Below are 15,238 nucleotides of genomic sequence, written 5' to 3' on the forward strand. Positions count from 1 at the left end.
ATGAAAAGCTTCTACGGCATCCAGCTGCCCAACCCGTTGATGCTGGGCACCGCACAATATCCCAGCCCCGCGATCCTGGAACAGGCGTTTCGGGACAGCGGCGCCGGGGTGGCCACGGTGTCGCTGCGACGCGAATCCGGTGCAGGGCAAACCTTTTGGCAGATGATCCGAGACCTCGGCGTGCTGGTTCTGCCGAACACGGCTAGTTGTCACACGATCAAAGAGGCCGTGACCACCGCCCACATGGCGCGGGAGGTGTTCGATACAAACTGGATCAAGCTGGAATTGATCGGGCACACCGACAGCCTGCAGCCGGACGTGTTTCAGCTGGTCGAGGCCGCGCGCATCCTGACCGAGGACGGGTTTCAGGTTTTCCCTTACACCACCGATGACCTGATCGTGGGCGAACGCCTGCTGGCGGCGGGGTGTGAGGTGTTGATGCCCTGGGGCGCGCCGATTGGGTCGGGTCGGGGGTTGAACAACGCATATGCTCTGCGCGCGATGCGGGCTGAGTTCCCGGATGTGCCGCTGGTGGTCGACGCCGGGATCGGGTTGCCCAGCCACGCGGCGCAGGCGATGGAGCTGGGATATGACGCGGTTCTGCTGAACACAGCCGTGGCCCGGGCCGGAGACCCCGCAGCCATGGCCCGCGCGATGTTGCTGGCGATTGAGGCTGGCCAATTGGCCCATCAGGCCGACCCGATTGAGGCGCGCGATATGGCGGAGCCGTCCACCCCGGTGATCGGAAAGGCGTTCCTGTCATGATGCTCGACCGGTTTTACCCAATTTTCGATCACTCGGACTGGCTGCGCCGAATGCTGCCCTTGGGTGTGAAACTCGTGCAGTTGCGGATCAAGGATCAGCCCGATGCGGTGGTGCGCGAACAGATTGCCCAGTCGCGTGACCTCTGCCGCCAGCATGGCGCGGTCTTGGTCATCAACGATTATTGGCAGCAGGCGATTGAGGTCGGGTGTGACTGGATTCACCTCGGACAGGAGGATCTGGACGAGGCCGATTTGCACGCCATCCGCAAGGCGGGGCTGAAACTGGGCGTCTCGACCCACGATGACGATGAGTTGGAGCGGGTCCTGACGATAGACCCGGACTATGTGGCGTTGGGCCCGGTCTATCCGACGATCCTGAAAAAGATGAAGTGGCATCAGCAGGGCTTGCCCCGGGTCACCGAATGGAAGGCGCGGGTGGGTAAAATCCCTCTGGTCGGGATCGGCGGGATGAGCGTTGAACGCGCGCCAGGTGTGTTAGCCGCCGGGGCCGATATCGTCTCGGTCGTCACCGACATCACGCTGAATGCTGAGCCAGAAGCTCGTGTGCGGGACTGGATCGAGGTCACGCGATGAACCGATATACCCGCCAGATGATCCTGCCCGAGGTCGGGGCAGAGGGGCAGGCCCGCTTGTCCGCCGCGCGGGTTCTGGTGGTGGGCGCGGGAGGGCTGACCGCTCCGGTGCTGCCGCTGTTGGTCGGGGCCGGGGTGGGGCATCTGACGATCATGGACCGGGATGAGGTTGCCTTGTCGAACCTGCACCGGCAGACCTTATTCACCGAGGCGGATAGTGGTCGTCCTAAGGTTGAGGTCGCGGCAGATCGTTGCCGGGGCTTGAATGGTGAGGTTACTGTTTCCGCAGTAAAACAGGCTCTAACAAGCGAAAACGCGGCTGGATTTGTCGAACAAGCGGACTTGGTTCTCGACTGCGCCGACAGCTATGCGGCCAGTTATATCCTGTCAGACACCTGTCTCGCACTCGGCAAACCACTGATTTCGGCCTCGGTGCTGGGACTGGCGGGGTATGTCGGCGGCTTTTGTGGCGGTGCGCCGTCCCTGCGGGCGGTGTTCCCGGACGCACCTGACAGCGGCGCTAGCTGTGCAACCTCCGGGGTGCTGGGTCCGGTCGTTGGGATGATCGGCGCGATGCAGGCGCAGATGGCGCTGAACCTGATCCTTGGCCTTCAGCCCTCGCCGCTGGGGCAGATGGTTCAGGTCGATGCGCGCACCTTCCGCAGCACCGCGTTCCGTTTTGACAAGGCCCCGGAACCGGCACGACATTTTTCTTTCATCTCGTCCAGCCAACTGATGGATGGCGATCTGATCGTCGAGCTGCGTGGCCCGGATGAGGCACCAGACCCGGTCCATCCGAATGCCCGGCGTGCGTCGATGCGAGATCTGAAACCAGAGCCTAACAAAAGAAAACGACTGGCGCTTTGCTGCGCCACCGGCCTGCGCGCATGGCGGGCTGCGGAAGAAATGCAACCGGATTGGCCGGGCGAGATCGTCCTCGTCGCGGCTTCAACATCGTGAGTGAAAAGGAAACGCGAGACATGAAGAAACTGATCACAACCATCGCCCTGCTGGCCGCCGCGCCCGCCTGGGCCGAGGATAAGATGACCGTTCTGCTGGACTGGTTCATCAACCCCGACCATGGCCCTATCATCGTGGCGCAGGAAAACGGTTATTTCGCCGATGAGGGGCTTGAGGTCGAAGTCATCCCGCCCGCCGACCCCTCGGCCCCGCCGCGTCTGGTGGCCGCCGGTCAGGCGGATCTGGCGGTGTCTTATCAACCCCAGCTGCACCTGCAGATTCACGAAGGTCTGCCGTTGAAACGTGTCGGCACGCTGGTCGCCACCCCGCTGAACTGCCTGCTGGTGCTTGAAGAAGGCCCGATCGAAACGCTGGCGGACCTCAAGGACAAGAAGGTCGGATTCTCGGTCGCCGGTGTGGAAGAGGCGGTTCTGTCCGCGATGCTGAACACTCATGACGTCGCGCTGGACGATATCGAGATGATCAACGTGAACTTCTCGCTGTCGCCGTCGCTGATGAGCGGCCAGGTGGACGCGGTGATCGGAGCCTTCCGCAATTTTGAACTGAACCAGATGGATATCGAAGGCGTCGCAGGCCGGTGTTTTTATATCGAGGAAGAAGGCGTGCCGCCCTATGATGAGCTGATCTATGTGGCCAACCCCGAAACGATGGACGCTGACAAGGTCGCACGTTTTCTGGCTGCCACCGAAAAAGCGACCCAGTTCATTGTGAACAATCCAAAGAAAAGCTGGGAGATTTTTGCCGCCACCTCGCCCGAGCTGCAGGATGAGCTGAACGCCCGCGCGTGGGTCGACACGCTGCCCCGCTTTGCCCTGCGTCCCGCGGGTTTTGACGCGGGTCGCTATGCCCGGTTCGAGGCGTTTCTGAAAGACAGCGGCATGATCGACAGCATCAACCCGGTCAGCGACATCACCATCGACGTGACCGTGCAATGAGCGACTACGGCAAAGCGTTCACGCTGATGCGTGATGCGGCGCAGGGGCAGTGGCGGGACTATACCCGCCACGCCTTTGTCGAGGGGATGAAGGACGGCACCCTGCCGCGTGAGGCATTCCTGCATTACCTGCGGCAGGACTATGTGTTCCTGATCCACTTTTCCCGCGCCTGGGCGCTGGCGGTGGTAAAGTCCGAGACCCACTCCGAGATGCTGACTGCGGTGGCGACGGTGAACGCGCTGGTGGCCGAAGAGATGCAGCTGCATATCGGTATTTGCGCGGCAGAAGGCATCTCGGGCGAAGAGCTGTTCGCGACCGAGGAACGGGCGGAAAACATGGCCTACACCCGCTTTGTACTCGAGGCCGGTTATAGCGGCGATCTGCTGGACCTGCTGGCCGCATTGGTACCTTGCGTGATGGGATATGGTGAGATCGGCGCTCGGCTGGTGTCCGAGGCCACCTCGGACACCTATCGCGACTGGATCAACACCTATGCCAGCCCGGATTATCAGGCGGCGTGTCAGGCGGTCGGGGAATTGCTTGATGCGGCTCTAACACGGCGTATTGGGGCGGATTTTGAGACGTCACCGCGTTGGCAGCGCCTGTGCCGGACCTTCCGCACCGCGACCGAGCTCGAGGTAAATTTCTGGCAGATGGGCCTGACCCCATGACCTCGACACCCGACCTGACCATCAGCGGATCGGCCACAATCGGCGGCGCGACCCTGTTCGCGCCGCTGTCCCTGACTCTTGGTGCGGGGCAATGGACCTGCCTGCTGGGTGGGTCAGGTGTTGGGAAAACCACCGTACTGCGCTTGATCGCGGGGCTGGACACCGGGGCCGAGTTCACCGGTCAGATCACCGCCAGCGATGGTCAACCGGTGACCCAGCGTGTTGCTTACATGGCGCAGGACGATCTGCTGTTGCCTTGGGCGACCGTGGCGCAGAATGTCCTGCTGGGGCCCCGGTTGCGGGGTGAGACGCCGGATCTTGCGCGCCGTGACCGTCTGATCGAACGGATGCGCCTGCAGGATCATCTGACCAAGAAACCGGGCGAATTGTCCGGCGGTCAGCGGCAGCGCGTGGCCTTGGCCCGCACGCTGATGGAGGATCGCCCTATCGTGTTGCTGGACGAGCCGTTTTCGGCGCTCGACGCGCGCACCCGCGCGGATATGCAGGATCTGGCTGCTGAGGCATTGCAGGGGCGGACCGTTCTGCTGGTCACCCATGACCCGGCTGAGGCCGCCCGGCTGGGCCAGTCCATCGTGGTGATGACGCAGCATGGCCTGACCCCCTGCCAGCCGCCAGCCGCGTCCGCCCCGCGTAAGGTCGATGACCTCGGGTCGCTGGAGACCCAAGGCGCGCTGCTGCGTCTTTTGCGCGAGGAAGCGGCGTGAAGTACCTTTCGGCCCTCGCCGCAACCCTGTTTGCATTGGCGGTCTGGCAGATGATTGTCTTTCTGACCGGCCTGCCGAAATTCATCCTGCCCGGACCCGCCCTGGTGGCGGAAACGTGGTGGCAGAACCGTTGGCTGATTGCCGAACACACGTGGATCACCGCGATTGAGGTGGTGGTCGGGCTGGCCTGCGGCACAGTTCTGGGGGTGGTCACCGCGTTGCAACTGGCCAATTCCCGCGCCGCGCGGGTTCTGGTGCAACCGATGCTGGTGTTCACGCAGGCGCTGCCGGTTTTTGCGCTGGCTCCTCTGCTTACCCTCTGGCTGGGCTATGGGCTGTGGTCCAAGGTGGCGATGGCGGTGCTGATCATCTATTTCCCGATCACCTCGTCCTTTTTCGACGGGCTGATGCGGACGCCTGCCGGGTATCTCGATCTGGCGCGCACCATGCAGGCCAGCCCGCGCGCAGTGTTGTGGCATATCCGGATACCGGCCGCCTTGCCTTCGCTGGCGTCTGGAATGCGCTTGGCGGCTGTTTACGCGCCGATTGGGGCGGTGATCGGTGAATGGGTCGGGTCTTCGCAGGGGCTGGGGTATCTGATGCTGCTGGCCAATGGCCGGGCCAAGACCGATCTGATGTTTGCGGCGATGCTGACGCTCGGGGTGTTCTCGGTTCTGCTGCATATGCTGGTCCGCCGGGCCACGGCCCGCATGGCGGGTGAGGCGCGTTAACCTTTCGGAAACCGATTCTGCGCCAATCTTTGGGCATGACCCAGGACGCCTTTGCCGAAGCCCCGATGCTGTTTGAAAGTGACGAAGCCCCGGTGCAGCCGCTGCCGTCGGGGCGGTTGCCGTCCTACATCAAGGATCATCGCAAACGGCTGCGCGAAAGGTTCATGTCCGGTGGTTCGGCGGCGATGCCGGATTATGAGCTGTTGGAGCTGGTCCTGTTCCGGTCCATCCCCCGGCAGGACGTCAAACCGCTGGCGCGGGCGCTGATGGATACGTTCGGTGATTTCAACCGGGTGCTGACCGCGCCCGAGGAACGGCTGCGCCAGATCAAGGGCGTTGGGGATACGGTGATCACCGATCTGAAAATCCTCGAGGCCTGCGCCCATCGCATGGCCCGCGCGCGGGTGATGCAGCGGCATGTGATCTCGGGCTGGGATGCGCTGCTGGACTATTGCCATACGACCATGGCGCACCGTGAAACCGAGCAGTTCCGGGTGTTCTATCTGGATCGCAAGAACGTGCTGATCGCGGATGAGGAACAGGCCAAGGGCACCGTGGATCACGTTCCGGTCTACCCGCGCGAGGTGGCGAAACGGGCGCTGGAACTGAATGCGTCGGCGCTAATTCTGGTGCACAACCATCCGTCGGGCGATCCGACCCCGTCACAGTCGGATATCGACATGACCAACCGGATTCAGGACGCCTGTCTGGCGCTGGGCCTGACGCTGCACGATCACCTGATCATCGGCAAATCGAATGAACTGAGCTTTCGGTCGGAAGGGTATCTGTAGCGGGTTACCTGACCCAGACCTCGACCCGGCGATTGACCTTGCGGCCCCAGTCGGTGTCGTCGCAGGCCATCGGCATGGCCTCGCCGAACCCGTCAACCTCAAGTTCGATACTGTCGGGGATCGCGGTTTCCACTGCTGCCAGCACCGCGTTGCGCACTGTTTTTGCCCGCAGCAGAGCAATCCGCGCGTTGGCCGCCGCGTCGCCGTCGCCGTCGCTGAAACCGACAAAGACCAGTTTGCGCGCATTGAGCGTTCCCGCCTCAAGCTGTTGGGCCAGGTTCTGGATGTTGGACCGCGATTGCGCGTCAGGCCGCGAAGACCCGGCCTCGAACCGGAAGGACAGCGACAGGCGGGACAAAGGCCGCAACGTGGTGACCATGCGCTGCAGCTCTTCCAGCCCGACCTCAGCGCCGCCCGAGGCAACAGCATTGGCAAACCGATTTCCCTGCAGCTCGATAGGCATCCTCTCGGGGGCCTGATCGACAAAACCTGCGTCGCGGATTGCCATCTGGGCGTCAGCGCTTTGGGTATAAGCCAGAAACTGACGGGCGACGCGGGGCAGGCGTTGCTGGGGCAGGTACAGGAACATGGGCGAGGTCAGCGGGTAATCCTCGGTCTTGATTGTTTGTCTTGTGGCCATCAGCGCATGGCCACACCCCCCGGCCAGCGGAAGGGCGCGGGCCGTTTCGACCTCGGCCTCGCTGGCTATTCCGATGGCAAAGGGATCATCGGCCACGGCACGCACCAGATCGCTGCCCCGCGCGTGTCGGAGGACGGTATCAGACAGCGCCACTTTGGCGGGGGCAAGCAATCGATCCTCGACCCCTTGCGCCAGACCCGATCCGGATTCCGGCAGGTGCAGCGCTATTGGTGCGTCCGGTCCACCCAAAGCGGACCAGTTGTCGATCTCACCGGACAGCACCAGTGCCAGATCGGACAGGGAAACAAACGCTACCGGATTGTCGGGCGCAACGATGGGGACCAGCGCATCCAGCGCCACAACCCGCGACCGGCGCGCCTGCGTCAGGTCGCCAAGACCAGCGGCCTCGGCGGCCTCTTGTTCCGACGGGCGGATTTCGCGCAGGGCCATCACGATATCGGCCTGCCCTGCGATCAGATCGGAAAAGCCGCCACCTGTATTGCCGACGTCGAAAAAGAACCGCCCAAGCGGGGCATCGCGCCCGGTCTGGTGCAGCTCATAAACAAGTTTGTCGTTTTGGGTCATGAGGGGCGTTGCCGACAGCCCTTCCTGTTCCGCAAAGCCCGTCAGCAGGGCGGGCAGCACCTTTTCGGCCATGACGGACGATCCGGAAAACCGCAGCTCGGCCACGTAATCGGTCAGGTTGGGGCAGGCGGGTCCGTCGCAGGTCACGCCAGAGCCGTCGACCGTCAGTTCGCCGAATTGCGTGTCGACGCGGTAGAACTCGCCGTCGAACCCCAGAAGGGTTCCGGCCACCTCGACCTTGCCGTCATGAGAGGTGAGCGTGATATCCTGCGCCAGTACGGTCGAGGTAAATGTTGCCGAAAACAGTGCGGCCGCCGCCACACGAAGAAATGTCATTGGAAATTCGAGCCTGCCTGCGGGTTTAGTTTGCCGCGATTGTCAGGTCTTGAAGCAGATTATTCAACACCAGAAACTCACCGGTCCTGGAACAATCCGGAAAGCTGAGCGTCAGGTCGCGCGACCGCAGGCTTCGGTCATACTGCAATTCCAGCGACTGCACGCTCAGGTCCTGGCCGCAATTGGCTTCGGTCACCTCGGCCTCGACCGTCAATGCGATCGACCCCGATTGATGCGATTGTGCCGCAAGGAAGGAATAGACCTCGACGTTGCGGGCATCGTGGAATGTGGACTGGGCCAGATGCACGACGCTGCCTGCGCCCTGCGTGCCGGACCCGGCCGAGACATGACCCGCGTCGCCATAGCTGGCCCCAAATTCCAGCGCATGGATCTGCAGCTCGGTCTCACCCTGCCACTGCAGGGCCACGCGGGAATACTGGCCGATGTCGGGAATGTGAGTGGTGGCTACGGTCCCCTTCTGATCGTCAAGAGAGATCAGAAAGATCGCGTATTCCGACAGGGCCGGTATGGTCAGATCCAACGTGCCGTTTGCGTCTGTCTCTTGCGTGACAGTCAGGCCGCTGTGATGCACCTCGATCCGCTCATTGCCGTGGCAGGGGGCTTTGACGATCAGGCGGGCGGCAGCGCCGGGGACGGCGCGGGCCCGGGCGCTCAGGACACACTCGGCGCGGTCAGAGGGGGTTGACCGGCTGGGCTTTAGCGTCCGTTTTGTCGACGAAGTGATCTGGTCTGTTGCCGGGGCGGGAGTCGAGGAAGTCAGGACGATTTCCTCCAGCCCGGGCACAACAGCGCTCGGGGTGGTGGATACAACTTCAAGGTCCCGCGAATCGTTCGATCCGGCAGGAATTCCATTTTGCATCAGGTAACCAATCGCCAGCGCGCAAACGACCGTGCCGCCGGTGGTCACGTAGTTCTTAATGACAAACAAGACACCCTCCCCATTTGAAGGAGCGAGTCGCATGTTGATTAAGAAACACGGCCAATATGTGGCCGTGAAGGGGACTCAATGTGTCTGATTTCGGGCGACGTTAGGTCAGGCGCCCGTGGCAATGTTTGAACTTCTTGCCTGACCCGCAGGGGCACCGGTCATTGCGCGACGGGTTGCCCCAGGTGCTGGGATCGTCCTCGACAAAACCGGGGCGGGCATCACCCGAGGCTTCGGCCTCGGCCACGGCTTCGGCCCGGTCCGCGGCCTGATCGACCGCCTGTTGCGCCTGTGCCTGTTGCGCCTGCATCTGAGCCAGCATCTCGCGCTGTTCTTCTTCGGTCAGCGGACGCACGCGTGACAATTGCTGGGTCACGGTTTCGCGCAGGCTGTCGAGCATACCCTCGAACAGCTGGAAGCTTTCGTTCTTGTATTCGTTCAGCGGATCGCGCTGCGCGTATCCACGGAAACCGACGACCGAGCGCAGATGTTCCAGCGTAAGAAGATGCTCGCGCCATTTGCTGTCGATGGTGTTCAGCAGCACCTGTTTTTCGATGTTGCGCATGTTCTCGGGGCCAAAGGCGGCGGCCTTCTGCGCCATCATTTCATCTGCGGCGTTGATCAGACGCTCGCGCACCTGTTCGTCATCCACGCCCTCTTCGGCGGCCCAGTCCTGAACCGGCGCGTCGATGGTCAGCTTGTCCTTGATCGCCTCGTGCAGGCCGTCGGTGTCCCACTGATCAGCATAGGATTTGGGCGGCATGTATTCGTCGATCAGATCGTCGATTACCTGCTCGCGCATGTCCGAGACAATCTCGGACAGGTCATCCGAGGACATGATCTCGCGCCGTTGGCTGAACACAACCTTCCGCTGATCATTCATCACGTCGTCGAATTTCAGTACGTTCTTGCGCATGTCGAAGTTGCGGCCTTCGACCTTGGATTGCGCCCGTTCCAGCGACTTGTTGACCCAGGGGTGGACGATGGCCTCGCCCTCTTTCATGCCAAGCGTGGTCAGAACCTTGTCGAGCCGTTCCGAGCCGAAGATGCGCATCAGGTCGTCTTCGAGGCTCAGGTAGAACACGGTGCGGCCCGGGTCACCCTGACGGCCGGAACGACCGCGCAGCTGGTTGTCGATGCGGCGGCTTTCGTGGCGTTCCGACGCCATCACATAAAGACCACCGGCCTCCAGAACCTTTTCTTTCTCTTCCGCATGGCGGGCCTCTTCGGCGGTGCGCAGTTGGGAAGGATCCGCCTCGGGGTTTTCGGCCAGTGCTTTGAGAACCTTCATTTCCACATTGCCGCCCAACTGAATGTCGGTGCCGCGGCCGGCCATGTTGGTGGCGATGGTCACCGCGCCCAGACGGCCCGCATCGGCAACGATCTGCGCCTCTTGCTCGTGCTGGCGGGCGTTCAGGACGTTATGCGCGATGCCTTCCTTTTGCAGCAGCTGGCTCAGCAGTTCGGATTTCTCGATCGACGTGGTGCCCAGCAAGACCGGCTGGCCCTTTTCCTGTGCTTCCTTGGTCTGTTCGATCATCGCGCCGTATTTCTCAGCACCGGTACGATAGACCTGATCGTCCTCGTCCACACGGGCGATGGGCCTGTTGGTCGGAACCTCGACCACACCCAGACCATAGATTTCGGCAAATTCCTCGGCTTCGGTCAGCGCCGTACCGGTCATACCGCTCAGCTTGTCATAAAGGCGGAAATAGTTCTGGAAGGTCACGCTGGCCAGCGTCACGTTCTCGGGCTGGATCTGTACGCCTTCCTTGGCTTCGATGGCCTGATGCAGACCCTCGGACAGGCGGCGGCCCGGCATCATCCGGCCGGTGAATTCGTCGATCAGCACGACATTGCCGTCACGCACGATGTAATCCTTGTCGCGCGTGAACAGCTTGTGCGCGCGCAGACCCTGGTTCACGTGGTGCACGACCGTGGTGCTTTCGGGATCATAGAGCGAATGGCCTTCGGGGATCAGGCCGGCAGCAATCAGCTGCTGCTCCAGAAACTCGTTGCCCTCGTCGGTGAAGGTCACGCTGCGGGACTTTTCATCCAGCGAATAGTGATCGTCACTCAGCGACGGGATCAGCGCGTCGATGGCGGTATACAGGTCCGAGCGGTCCTGTGACGGCCCCGAGATGATCAGCGGCGTCCGCGCCTCGTCGATCAGGATCGAGTCGACCTCGTCCACAATCGCGAAATTGTGGTATTTCTGGTAAATCTCGGCCAGATCGGCCTTCATGTTGTCGCGCAGGTAATCGAAGCCCAGCTCATTGTTGGTGGCATAGGTGATGTCACAGGCGTAGGCGGCTTTCTTCTCGGGATCGGGCTGACCCGACCAGATCACGCCGGTGGTCATGCCGACGGCGGCAAACACCTTGCCCATCCATTCCGAGTCACGCTTGGCCAGGTATTCGTTCACCGTGACCACATGCACGCCCTTGCCGGTCAGCGCGTTCAGATAGGCGGGGAAGGTGGCGACCAGCGTCTTGCCCTCACCCGTTTTCATTTCCGAGATATTGCCCTGATGCAGAAAGGTGCCGCCCATCAGCTGCACATCAAAGGCGCGCAGGCCCAGCGCGCGTTTTGCGCCTTCACGGACGTTGGCAAAGGCTTCGGGCAGCAGAGCGTCCAGGCTTTCGCCATCCAACGCGCGTTTGCGCAGCTCGGCGGTTTTTTCGATCAGCCCCTCGTCAGAGAGTTTTTCGAACTCGGGCTCCAGCGCGTTGATCTTTTCGATCAGCGGGCGGGTCGCCTTGATCTTGCGGTCGTTCGGTGTTCCGAACACCTTTTTGGCGAGCGTTCCGAGTCCCAGCATGTTCACTCCAGCGGATCTGTTCTTATCGTGGTTGCGACAGGCTTGCCCACCTTGCGCGCAACCCATAGATACGGGGGGTGAAAGGCGGCCCTGTCCAAGGCTTCAAAGCGATGTAAGCGGCAGGTCCCAGAGTGTCAACGCCACGCCCTGTCGCGGCAAAGAAATAGGATGATTCCATGCCCAAAGGCCTCACTTTTCTGCCATCGCTGGCGCTTGCTGTGACGATGGCCCTGCCATTGGCCGCCGAAACCAAACCCGACGCCAGCACCGTTATTGCCCGCGTGAACGGGGAAGAGATCACTTTGGGTCACGTGATCGCCACCGGCGCTGCTCTGCCCGAGCAGTACCAGCAGATTGAAGATGACGTGCTGTACGAGCTGATCGTCGACCAGCTGATCCAGCAGGCGCTGCTGGGCCAGCAGCAGGAAGCCTTGTCCAAGCTGAACACACTGGCACTGGACAATGAGACACGCTCGCTGCTGGCGGTGCAGACGGTGAACGCCTTGATCGCGGAAGAACTGACAGACGAGGCGATTCAGGCGGCCTATGACGCGAAATATGCCGATTTCCAGGGCGCGGATGAGTTCAACGCCAGCCACATCCTTGTGGAAACCGAAGAAAAAGCCAAAGAGATCAAGGCACAGCTGGACGACGGTGCCGATTTCGCCGAAATGGCCAAAGAGCACTCGACCGGCCCGTCCGGTCCCAATGGGGGTGAGCTGGGCTGGTTCGGATCGGGCCAGATGGTTCCGGCCTTCGAGGCAGCCGTGATCAGCCTGGAAAAGGGGCAGGTGTCCGAGCCTGTGAAAACCCAGTTCGGCTGGCACGTGGTCACCCTGAACGACAAGCGCAAATCCGAAGCACCGGACCTGGATCAGGTCCGCGCCGAGCTGACCCAGACCCTGCAGCAAGAGGTCATCCAGGCCCGCATCGACGAACTTACCCAGCAGGCCGAGATTGAACGCCCGGCGCTGGAGGGCGCTGGTCCCGAAGTTCTGCGTCAGACCGACCTGATTCAGGAGTAAACGCGCGTGGCCACGATCACCAAGGTCTCTCCGCTGGCTCCGGCGGCTTTTCCCGAATTGCCTGCGATTGACGGTGTGCGCTTTGCCACCGTCGAGGCGGGGGTGCGCTATCAGGGACGCACTGACGTCATGCTGGCGGTACTGGACCCTGGCACGTCTGTGGCCGGGGTTTTTACCCGGTCTGCTACCCGTGCGGCGCCGGTGCTGGACTGTCAGGACAAGATCGGCGGGGCCAGTGACGGCCCGGCGGCGATCCTTGTGAACTCGGGTAATGCCAACGCGTTCACCGGGCACTATGGTCAGACCTCGGTGGCCGAGGTGACGCAGGCGGTCTCAAAAGCAACCGGCGTTCCGGTCGAGCGGGTCTTTACCTCTTCGACCGGCGTGATCGGCGAGCCGCTGCCGCATGAGCGTATCGTGACGCAGCTTGAGGCGCTGAAATCGGGCCTCAGCCGCCATGCCATCGAGGACGCCGCGCGGGCGATCATGACCACCGACACCTTCCCGAAAGGGGCATCGGCGCAGGTCGAGATTGCCGGCAAAACAGTCTCTATTGCGGGGATTGCGAAGGGTTCGGGCATGATCGCGCCGGATATGGCGACGATGCTGGTCTATATCTTCACCGATGCGCAAGTCGAGCAATCGGCCCTTCAGGCGATGCTGGGGGCGCAAACCGACCGGACGTTCAACTGCATTACCGTGGACAGCGACACCTCGACCTCGGACAGCCTGCTGCTGTGCGCCACCGGCGCGTCAGGTGTGGATGCCACCGGCAACGCGGCTTTTGCCGAGGCGTTGGAAACCGTAATGCTGGATCTTGCCCAGCAGGTGGTGCGTGACGGGGAAGGGGCCACGAAATTCGTGGAAATCCGTGTGACCGGGGCCGACTCGGACACTGACGCCAAGGTGCATGGTCTGGCCATCGCCAACTCACCGCTGGTGAAAACCGCCATCGCGGGCGAGGACCCGAATTGGGGCCGCGTGGTCATGGCCATCGGCAAATCCGGCGCCGCGGCGGATCGGGACCTGCTGAGCATCTCTTTCGGAGACATTCTGGTGGCCGAAAAAGGCTGGGTCAGCCCGGACTACCGCGAGGAAGACGCCGCCGCCTATATGAAAGGTCAGGATCTGGTGATCGCCGTCGATCTGGGGCTGGGTGAGGGTCAGTCCACCGTTTGGACCTGTGACCTGACCCATGGGTATATCGAGATCAACGCGGACTATCGCTCGTGAAAACAGTTCTGGTTTCTGCGGTCGCCCTGATCGACATTGAGGGCCGGGTGCTGCTGGCGCAGCGCCCAGAGGGCAAATCCATGGCCGGTCTGTGGGAATTCCCCGGCGGCAAGATCGAACCCGGCGAAACCCCCGAGGCCGCTTTGATCCGCGAATTGCACGAGGAGCTGGGTATCGACACCTGGGCTTCGTGCCTCGCGCCGCTGACCTTTGCCAGTCACAGCTATGACGATTTCCACCTGCTGATGCCGTTGTTTGCCTGCCGCAAATGGGAGGGGATTCCGCAATCCAAGGAAGGGCAGGCATTGAAATGGGCGCGCGCGAATGAGCTGCGCAATTACCCGATGCCCGCGGCGGATGTGCCGCTGATCCCGATTTTGAGAGATTGGTTGTAGGGGTTGAACGTCGGAAACACCCTAGAAAAACCCGGCTGGATGACGGTTATGCGGTCTTTGCTGCCATTGAAACATGAGCAAACATTGCGCAAAGTTACTCAGACAAAATTCAGGGCCTCACTATGACGCAGGATCAAAGCTTTGCCGTTGTCGCCTTGTCGATGCTTGGAACGTATGGAGTATTGTTGGCATTTTCTCCGCGATATCGGAATGATACGGTAAAGATGTTCCACTTGGAAAAATCGACGTTGCGCGTCGCGATTGAAAACCCTTTGGCAACCTTTGCACATTTTCTATCGTTCGTTTTGCCAGTCTACTATGTGATGGGCTTGCCAATACACCATCCGTAGCTCTGGGCTCTATGCGGTCTTTCATTGCGATATCGCTTAGCGACGACGTAAAGGCAGCTATTGCGCCCTTGCAACGCGCGCTGCCGGTCGGCCGACTGGTATCGTCGGACAACATGCATTTGACGCTAGCCTTTTTGGATGATCAGACCGAGGAGACGTTAGAGGAATTGCATGAAGAGCTTTTGAAACTTTCAGCTCCACCCTTCGGCATCACCTTTTCAGGGATCGAAAGTTTTGGGCAGGTTCTGGCTGTCGTGGCGGAGGATTGTCCGGCACTCGTAGCTTTGCACCAAAAAATCCAGACTGCCATGCGGCGAGCCGAGATCGTGCTGCCCCGCCGGCGCTTTCGCCCGCATGTGACTATTGCTCGCTTCAAACCAGGACAACGCGAGGCGGTTCAGCTCGTCCAACATCCGTGCACAATGAGCGCCTTGCCAAAGATGCAGGTGACCGGCTTTACCCTATACCAATCGACCTTGCGTCCAGAAGGTGCCAGACACGAAGCCTTGGCGCATTATGTGCTCAGGTGACGGGCTGCCGTTGCAGCTAAACTGGCCAGCGCTTGGCATACATGTATGACAAAAAACGATCACTGTTGATCGCCCGTCCACAAAACGCTCTTTGGTGCGGTTGCAGCGATAACTCTGTTTGTCCGCCACTTGCCTTTACTCGCCGGTACTCCAAATGTCCGGCTTCCGCAGTTTGCGATGTGCCGC

The 15,238-nt window shown here is 61.5% G+C and carries 16 protein-coding genes; 13 read left to right on the top strand and 3 right to left on the bottom strand.

The features are described from left to right. The 8 genes from GOX88_RS17850 to radC are packed head-to-tail and all read left to right on the top strand — an operon-like array spanning position 1 to position 6,191. Positions 1 to 765 (top strand): thiazole synthase, encoded by a 765-nt coding sequence (locus GOX88_RS17850; protein ID WP_170404887.1) that lies wholly within the window; start codon positions 1 to 3, stop codon positions 763 to 765. Then, on the top strand, positions 762 to 1,358 hold the full coding sequence (locus GOX88_RS17855; RefSeq protein WP_170404889.1) for a thiamine phosphate synthase: 597 nt from the start codon (positions 762 to 764) through the stop codon (positions 1,356 to 1,358). Before GOX88_RS17850 ends, GOX88_RS17855 begins: the two co-directional genes overlap by 4 nt. Continuing rightward, positions 1,355 to 2,317 carry a HesA/MoeB/ThiF family protein gene (locus GOX88_RS17860; RefSeq protein ID WP_170404892.1) on the top strand — a complete coding sequence of 321 codons (963 nt, stop codon included), beginning with the start codon at positions 1,355 to 1,357 and terminating at the stop codon, positions 2,315 to 2,317. Before GOX88_RS17855 ends, GOX88_RS17860 begins: the two co-directional genes overlap by 4 nt. A 20-nt stretch (positions 2,318 to 2,337) precedes the next feature. After that, positions 2,338 to 3,273, top strand: a complete 936-nt coding sequence (locus tag GOX88_RS17865) for an ABC transporter substrate-binding protein (protein ID WP_170404895.1) — start codon at positions 2,338 to 2,340, stop codon at positions 3,271 to 3,273. Continuing rightward, entirely contained in the window at positions 3,270 to 3,944 is a 675-nt protein-coding gene (gene tenA / locus GOX88_RS17870; protein WP_170404898.1) for a thiaminase II, read from the top strand. The genes GOX88_RS17865 and tenA overlap by 4 nt, the downstream gene beginning before the upstream one ends. Beyond that, positions 3,941 to 4,669 (top strand): ABC transporter ATP-binding protein, encoded by a 729-nt coding sequence (locus GOX88_RS17875; RefSeq protein ID WP_170404902.1) that lies wholly within the window; start codon positions 3,941 to 3,943, stop codon positions 4,667 to 4,669. The genes tenA and GOX88_RS17875 overlap by 4 nt, the downstream gene beginning before the upstream one ends. Further along, the gene (locus GOX88_RS17880) at positions 4,666 to 5,400 is read left to right on the top strand and encodes an ABC transporter permease (RefSeq protein WP_170404905.1); all 735 of its coding nucleotides are present in this window, start codon (positions 4,666 to 4,668) and stop codon (positions 5,398 to 5,400) included. Before GOX88_RS17875 ends, GOX88_RS17880 begins: the two co-directional genes overlap by 4 nt. Before the next feature lie 35 nt (positions 5,401 to 5,435). Continuing rightward, positions 5,436 to 6,191: a RadC family protein gene (radC, locus tag GOX88_RS17885; RefSeq protein WP_170404908.1), complete on the top strand. Its 756-nt coding sequence runs from the start codon at positions 5,436 to 5,438 to the stop codon at positions 6,189 to 6,191. A gap of 4 nt (positions 6,192 to 6,195) precedes the next feature. Here the strand turns inward: radC and GOX88_RS17890 are convergent, their stop codons facing one another. From GOX88_RS17890 to secA, 3 genes are all read right to left on the bottom strand, one after another. Continuing rightward, positions 6,196 to 7,752: a phosphate ABC transporter substrate-binding/OmpA family protein gene (locus GOX88_RS17890; protein ID WP_170404911.1), complete on the bottom strand. Its 1,557-nt coding sequence runs from the start codon at positions 7,750 to 7,752 to the stop codon at positions 6,196 to 6,198. Between the two features lie 25 nt (positions 7,753 to 7,777). Beyond that, positions 7,778 to 8,701: a hypothetical protein gene (locus tag GOX88_RS17895; protein WP_170404913.1), complete on the bottom strand. Its 924-nt coding sequence runs from the start codon at positions 8,699 to 8,701 to the stop codon at positions 7,778 to 7,780. 100 nt (positions 8,702 to 8,801) lie between these two features. Further along, a complete protein-coding gene (gene secA / locus GOX88_RS17900) occupies positions 8,802 to 11,519 on the bottom strand; it encodes a preprotein translocase subunit SecA (protein WP_170404916.1) in 2,718 nt (905 codons plus the stop codon). Positions 11,520 to 11,695: 176 nt separating this feature from the next. Here secA and GOX88_RS17905 point away from each other — a divergent pair, with 176 nt between their 5' ends. The 5 genes from GOX88_RS17905 to thpR all read left to right on the top strand — a co-directional run bounded on the left by GOX88_RS17905 (position 11,696) and on the right by thpR (position 15,052). Beyond that, on the top strand, positions 11,696 to 12,544 hold the full coding sequence (locus GOX88_RS17905; protein ID WP_170404919.1) for a peptidylprolyl isomerase: 849 nt from the start codon (positions 11,696 to 11,698) through the stop codon (positions 12,542 to 12,544). Positions 12,545 to 12,550: 6 nt separating this feature from the next. Then, on the top strand, positions 12,551 to 13,777 hold the full coding sequence (argJ, locus tag GOX88_RS17910; RefSeq protein ID WP_170404922.1) for a bifunctional glutamate N-acetyltransferase/amino-acid acetyltransferase ArgJ: 1,227 nt from the start codon (positions 12,551 to 12,553) through the stop codon (positions 13,775 to 13,777). Further along, positions 13,774 to 14,172 carry an 8-oxo-dGTP diphosphatase MutT gene (gene mutT / locus GOX88_RS17915; protein ID WP_170404924.1) on the top strand — a complete coding sequence of 133 codons (399 nt, stop codon included), beginning with the start codon at positions 13,774 to 13,776 and terminating at the stop codon, positions 14,170 to 14,172. Before argJ ends, mutT begins: the two co-directional genes overlap by 4 nt. Before the next feature lie 122 nt (positions 14,173 to 14,294). Beyond that, on the top strand, positions 14,295 to 14,522 hold the full coding sequence (locus GOX88_RS17920) for a hypothetical protein (RefSeq protein WP_170404927.1): 228 nt from the start codon (positions 14,295 to 14,297) through the stop codon (positions 14,520 to 14,522). Between the two features lie 11 nt (positions 14,523 to 14,533). Further along, positions 14,534 to 15,052 carry an RNA 2',3'-cyclic phosphodiesterase gene (thpR, locus tag GOX88_RS17925; RefSeq protein ID WP_170404930.1) on the top strand — a complete coding sequence of 173 codons (519 nt, stop codon included), beginning with the start codon at positions 14,534 to 14,536 and terminating at the stop codon, positions 15,050 to 15,052. The last annotated feature ends 186 nt before the right edge of the window (positions 15,053 to 15,238 follow it).

This window comes from Ruegeria arenilitoris (assembly GCF_013030985.1).
GTDB classification, from domain to species: Bacteria; Pseudomonadota; Alphaproteobacteria; order Rhodobacterales; family Rhodobacteraceae; genus Ruegeria; species Ruegeria arenilitoris_B.

What these genes read in the sequence shown, in the direction of transcription:
- GOX88_RS17860 (WP_170404892.1), top strand. Translation starts at nt 1,355, where the DNA reads ATGAACCGATATACCCGCCAGATGATCCTGCCCGAGGTCGGGGCAGAG.
- secA (WP_170404916.1), bottom strand. Translation starts at nt 11,519, where the DNA reads ATGCTGGGACTCGGAACGCTCGCCAAAAAGGTGTTCGGAACACCGAAC.
- radC (WP_170404908.1), top strand. Translation starts at nt 5,436, where the DNA reads ATGACCCAGGACGCCTTTGCCGAAGCCCCGATGCTGTTTGAAAGTGAC.
- GOX88_RS17905 (WP_170404919.1), top strand. Translation starts at nt 11,696, where the DNA reads ATGCCCAAAGGCCTCACTTTTCTGCCATCGCTGGCGCTTGCTGTGACG.
- GOX88_RS17865 (WP_170404895.1), top strand. Translation starts at nt 2,338, where the DNA reads ATGAAGAAACTGATCACAACCATCGCCCTGCTGGCCGCCGCGCCCGCC.
- thpR (WP_170404930.1), top strand. Translation starts at nt 14,534, where the DNA reads ATGCGGTCTTTCATTGCGATATCGCTTAGCGACGACGTAAAGGCAGCT.
- GOX88_RS17850 (WP_170404887.1), top strand. Translation starts at nt 1, where the DNA reads ATGAAAAGCTTCTACGGCATCCAGCTGCCCAACCCGTTGATGCTGGGC.
- GOX88_RS17890 (WP_170404911.1), bottom strand. Translation starts at nt 7,752, where the DNA reads ATGACATTTCTTCGTGTGGCGGCGGCCGCACTGTTTTCGGCAACATTT.
- tenA (WP_170404898.1), top strand. Translation starts at nt 3,270, where the DNA reads ATGAGCGACTACGGCAAAGCGTTCACGCTGATGCGTGATGCGGCGCAG.
- GOX88_RS17855 (WP_170404889.1), top strand. Translation starts at nt 762, where the DNA reads ATGATGCTCGACCGGTTTTACCCAATTTTCGATCACTCGGACTGGCTG.
- GOX88_RS17875 (WP_170404902.1), top strand. Translation starts at nt 3,941, where the DNA reads ATGACCTCGACACCCGACCTGACCATCAGCGGATCGGCCACAATCGGC.
- GOX88_RS17920 (WP_170404927.1), top strand. Translation starts at nt 14,295, where the DNA reads ATGACGCAGGATCAAAGCTTTGCCGTTGTCGCCTTGTCGATGCTTGGA.